Below are 5,976 nucleotides of genomic sequence, written 5' to 3' on the forward strand. Positions count from 1 at the left end.
GTGCGAGGCCCTCCCTCAAAGAATGTCCGGCGGCGACCTACTCTCCCACAACCTCCCGGCTGCAGTACCATCGGCGCTGTGGGCCTTAGCTTCCGGGTTCGGAATGGAACCGGGCGTTTCCCCCACGCTATGACCGCCGTAACCCTAACCCCACACCACCACCCTCAACACGGGCAACAGCAGGGAAACCTACGGGTCACACAACAGTGACACTATTCAACTAAAACACCTCAACCACCCACCAACAGCAGACAGCCGGTTGCAATCAGACAACCGCACAGTGGACGCGAACACCAACCCATCACCTTGAAGCAAGCAATGGGATAAGAGTGTGTGTAAGTCATCGGCCTATTAGTACTGGTCAGCTTCACGAGTCTTCAGTCCTCGCTTCCACATCCAGCCTATCAACCCAGTGTTCTAGCTGGGGGCCTCACACCCTCAAAGGGGCAAGGAAATCTCATCTCGAAGCCGGCTTCCCGCTTAGATGCTTTCAGCGGTTATCCATCCCGAACGTAGCTAATCAGCCATGCACCTGGCGGTACAACTGACATACCAGAGGTTCGTCCGTCCCGGTCCTCTCGTACTAAGGACAGACCTTCTCAAATTTCCAACGCGCGCAGAGGATAGGGACCGAACTGTCTCACGACGTTCTGAACCCAGCTCGCGTACCGCTTTAATGGGCGAACAGCCCAACCCTTGGGACCTACTCCAGCCCCAGGATGCGACGAGCCGACATCGAGGTGCCAAACCATGCCGTCGATATGGACTCTTGGGCAAGATCAGCCTGTTATCCCCGAGGTACCTTTTATCCGTTGAGCGACGGCCGTTCCACAACGAGCCGCCGGATCACTAGTCCCGACTTTCGTCCCTGCTCGAGCTGCCACTCTCACAGTCAAGCTCCCTTGTGCACTTGCACTCGACACCTGATTGCCAACCAGGCTGAGGGAACCTTTGGGCGCCTCCGTTACATTTTGGGAGGCAACCGCCCCAGTTAAACTACCCATCAGGCACTGTCCCTGACCCGGATCACGGGCCGAAGTTAGATATCCAGAGTGACCAGAGTGGTATTTCAACGATGACTCCACGAACACTGGCGTGCCCGCTTCACAGTCTCCCACCTATCCTACACAAGCCACACCGAACACCAATACCAAACTATAGTAAAGGTCACGGGGTCTTTCCGTCCTTCTGCGCGTAACGAGCATCTTTACTCGTAATGCAATTTCGCCGAGTTCATGGTTGAGACAGCGGGGAAGTCGTTACTCCATTCGTGCAGGTCGGAACTTACCCGACAAGGAATTTCGCTACCTTAGGATGGTTATAGTTACCACCGCCGTTTACTGGGGCTTAAGTTCTCCGCTTCGCCGAAGCTAACAGGTCCCCTTAACCTTCCAGCACCGGGCAGGAGTCAGTCCATATACATCGTCTTACGACTTCGCATGGACCTGTGTTTTTGATAAACAGTCGCTTCCCCCTGGTCTCTGCGGCCCCGATCCCCTCACACCAGCACGTGGTGCTCAAGGTTGGGGCCCCCCTTCTCCCGAAGTTACGGGGGCATTTTGCCGAGTTCCTTAACCATGATTCTCTCGATCGCCTTAGTATTCTCTACCTGACCACCTGTGTCGGTTTAGGGTACGGGCAGTTTGAACCTCGCGCCGATGCTTTTCTTGGCAGCATAGGATCACCGGATCACCCACCACGTGGGCGCCCATCAGGCCTCAGGCATACAGCCGGCGGATTTACCTACCGGCAGCCCTACACCCTTAGACCAGGTCATTTCCATTGCCCGGCCCGGCTACCTTCCTGCGTCACACCTGTTAATGCGCTTGCCTCCCCGGTTCAGGTCCCGCGCTCCCCATCACCGTCCCCGTCAAAGACGAGGATCGGGATGGTTCGGGCGGTTAGTATCACCGGCTCAGCATGGGCGGTTCTTCACTGGTACGGGAATATCAACCCGTTGTCCATCGACTACGCCTGTCGGCCTCGCCTTAGGTCCCGACTTACCCAGGGCAGATTAGCTTGACCCTGGAACCCTTAGTCATCCGGCGGACGGGTTTCTCACCCGTCTTTCGCTACTCATGCCTGCATTCTCACTCGTCCACAATCCACCAGAAGTTACCCGCTGGCTTCACCTCGTGAACGACGCTCCCCTACCCATCCAGCAAAACTGAATGCCACGGTTTCGGCGGTGTACTTGAGCCCCGCTACATTGTCGGCGCGGAATCACTTGACCAGTGAGCTATTACGCACTCTTTCAAGGGTGGCTGCTTCTAAGCCAACCTCCTGGTTGTCTCAGCAACTCCACATCCTTTCCCACTTAGCACACGCTTAGGGGCCTTAACCGGTGGTCTGGGCTGTTTCCCTCTCGACTATGAAGCTTATCCCCCACAGTCTCACTGCCACGCTCTCACTTCCCGGCATTCGGAGTTTGGCTGAAGTCAGTAACCTTGTAGGGCCCATCGTCCATCCAGTAGCTCTACCTCCGGGAAGAAACACGTGACGCTGCACCTAAATGCATTTCGGGGAGAACCAGCTATCACGGAGTTTGATTGGCCTTTCACCCCTACCCACAGCTCATCCCCTCCATTTTCAACTGAAGTGGGTTCGGTCCTCCACGCGCTCTTACACGCGCTTCAACCTGGCCATGGGTAGATCACTCCGCTTCGGGTCTAGGACACGCGACTCAATCGCCCTATTCAGACTCGCTTTCGCTACGGCTTCCCCACACGGGTTAACCTCGCCACGTATCACTAACTCGCAGGCTCATTCTTCAAAAGGCACGCTGTCACCCCACAAGGAGGCTCCAACGGTTTGTAGGCACATGGTTTCAGGTACTATTTCACTCCCCTCCCGGGGTACTTTTCACCATTCCCTCACGGTACTGATCCGCTATCGGTCAACAGGTAGTATTCAGGCTTACCAGGTGGTCCTGGCAGATTCACACGGGATTCCTCGGGCCCCGTGCTACTCGGGCGACCCTCCAACAGCGGCGGAACACATTTCGACTACGGGACTCTCACCCTCTACGGTCCAGCATCCACACTGGTTCGTCTATATGCCCGCACCTCACTGCGCCATGCCGGCAGACATGACAAGGAGGGGCCCACAACACCGCACATGCAACCCCTGCCGGGTATCACACACATACGGTTTAGCCCCATCCGCGTTCGCTCGCCACTACTAACGGAATCACTTTTGTTTTCTCTTCCTGTGGGTACTGAGATGTTTCACTTCCCCACGTTCCCTCCACCCGGTCTATGTGTTCAACCGGGGGTCACACGACACGTCGTGCGGGGTTTCCCCATTCGGAAATCCTGGTCTCAACGTCCGGTTATCGACTCCACCAGGCTTATCGCAGATTCCCACGTCCTTCTTCGGCTCCTGTTGCCAAGGCATCCACCATGCGCCCTTAGAAACTTTCACACACAATGAAAGTCCTCAAATGAGCAATATCTAACTAAGATGTCATTCTCGGCATCACCACACCTCACACACCACCCCAGGGGGGACAGTGCGATCAACGATGCAGCAACAAAAAATAAGATGCTCGCGTCCACTATGCAGTTCTCAAACAACAACCCACACCCCATCCACCAACCCACAAGGCCAGCTTCACAAGATACGGAGACCAGAAACAACAACCCCAACCCTCACAGATCAGGGTGCCTGCTGTTCCAGGACCCAACAGTGTGCCAACACCAGCTCGCAGCCACCAACACCACCCATTCCAACCACACCCTCACAGGCATGACGTACTCGAGCACTGCCGGCACCACCACTGGCACCATTCATTGATGTTCCACCCATGAGCAACCCGCCATCACACACGCGGTGATGCAACGGGCACTAATGCTCCTTAGAAAGGAGGTGATCCAGCCGCACCTTCCGGTACGGCTACCTTGTTACGACTTAGTCCCAATCGCTGGTCCCACCTTCGACGGCTCCCCCCACAAGGGTTAGGCCACCGGCTTCGGGTGTTACCAACTTTCGTGACTTGACGGGCGGTGTGTACAAGGCCCGGGAACGTATTCACCGCAGCGTTGCTGATCTGCGATTACTAGCGACTCCGACTTCATGGGGTCGAGTTGCAGACCCCAATCCGAACTGAGACCGGCTTTTTGGGATTAGCTCCACCTCACAGTATCGCAACCCATTGTACCGGCCATTGTAGCATGCGTGAAGCCCAAGACATAAGGGGCATGATGATTTGACGTCGTCCTCACCTTCCTCCGAGTTGACCCCGGCAGTCTCCCATGAGTCCCCACCACGACGTGCTGGCAACATGGAACGAGGGTTGCGCTCGTTGCGGGACTTAACCCAACATCTCACGACACGAGCTGACGACAACCATGCACCACCTGTGAACCCGCCCCAAAGGGGAAACCGTATCTCTACGGCGATCGAGAACATGTCAAGCCTTGGTAAGGTTCTTCGCGTTGCATCGAATTAATCCGCATGCTCCGCCGCTTGTGCGGGCCCCCGTCAATTCCTTTGAGTTTTAGCCTTGCGGCCGTACTCCCCAGGCGGGGCACTTAATGCGTTAGCTGCGGCGCGGAAACCGTGGAATGGTCCCCACACCTAGTGCCCAACGTTTACGGCATGGACTACCAGGGTATCTAATCCTGTTCGCTCCCCATGCTTTCGCTCCTCAGCGTCAGTTACAGCCCAGAGACCTGCCTTCGCCATCGGTGTTCCTCCTGATATCTGCGCATTCCACCGCTACACCAGGAATTCCAGTCTCCCCTACTGCACTCTAGTCTGCCCGTACCCACCGCAGATCCGGGGTTAAGCCCCGGACTTTCACGACAGACGCGACAAACCGCCTACGAGCTCTTTACGCCCAATAATTCCGGATAACGCTCGCACCCTACGTATTACCGCGGCTGCTGGCACGTAGTTAGCCGGTGCTTCTTCTGCAGGTACCGTCACTTTCGCTTCTTCCCTACTGAAAGAGGTTTACAACCCGAAGGCCGTCATCCCTCACGCGGCGTCGCTGCATCAGGCTTGCGCCCATTGTGCAATATTCCCCACTGCTGCCTCCCGTAGGAGTCTGGGCCGTGTCTCAGTCCCAGTGTGGCCGGTCACCCTCTCAGGCCGGCTACCCGTCGTCGCCTTGGTGAGCCATTACCTCACCAACAAGCTGATAGGCCGCGAGTCCATCCAAAACCGATAAATCTTTCCAACACCCACCATGCGGTGGACGCTCCTATCCGGTATTAGACCCAGTTTCCCAGGCTTATCCCAGAGTTAAGGGCAGGTTACTCACGTGTTACTCACCCGTTCGCCACTAATCCACCCAGCAAGCTGGGCTTCATCGTTCGACTTGCATGTGTTAAGCACGCCGCCAGCGTTCATCCTGAGCCAGGATCAAACTCTCCGTAAAAAAATTACAGAACAACACCGTGGCAGCCGGAAATAACCACCACGACATCCATTCAATACCTAGCAGACCATCACCACACCACGGGGGTGGCAGGCGATGATCAACCAATATGTGTTAAAACAATTGGCATCAACAAACTTGGCACACTATTGAGTTCTCAAACAACAGGCGCTTCCAGCTTCAGCGACCCGCTCCGCGGGCCGTTTCGCTCTGGAGCAACTTCTCCATCCTAGACCATCCGTTTCGACCGTGTCAACTCCGTGTCCGAAGCATTCACCGTCCGTTCACGTGGCCGGGCTAGAAAACCTTACCACGCGATCCGACAATGTCAACTCCGCTTCCGCGGGGCCAGACACTCACCGGACCATCCACGTGGAAGGCCTCGAAAAGCTTACCACATGATTCCCGGCTGTCAAACCAGATCATCTTCTTCAGGAATCCCGACCAGCATCACTGCCAGCCGCGCACCCGGTGAGCACCACCCGCCCTGGACCTGCCATTCTCGGCATGAATCCGCGGATTCTGTGTTCTTCACCCCGCCTCCCGGTCACCCGGTCGGCGTCTTGAGCACGAGATGGAACTCTACACACGAA

Annotated in this window: 3 rRNA genes; all 3 read right to left on the minus strand. The window is 56.2% G+C overall.

From position 1 onward, the window contains the following. Positions 1-24: 24 nt before the first annotated feature. A 5S ribosomal RNA gene (rrf, locus tag NR073_RS10890) occupies positions 25-141 on the minus strand. Between the two features lie 190 nt (positions 142-331). Then, positions 332-3,423: ribosomal RNA gene (locus NR073_RS10895) — 23S ribosomal RNA — on the minus strand. A 437-nt stretch (positions 3,424-3,860) separates the two neighbouring features. Next, a 16S ribosomal RNA gene (locus tag NR073_RS10900) occupies positions 3,861-5,383 on the minus strand. Together the 16S, 23S and 5S rRNA genes form the textbook arrangement of a ribosomal RNA operon. Positions 5,384-5,976 lie beyond the last annotated feature (593 nt).

This window comes from Micrococcus sp. Mcc28 (assembly GCF_024519775.1).
Classification (GTDB): Bacteria; Actinomycetota; Actinomycetes; order Actinomycetales; family Micrococcaceae; genus Micrococcus; species Micrococcus luteus.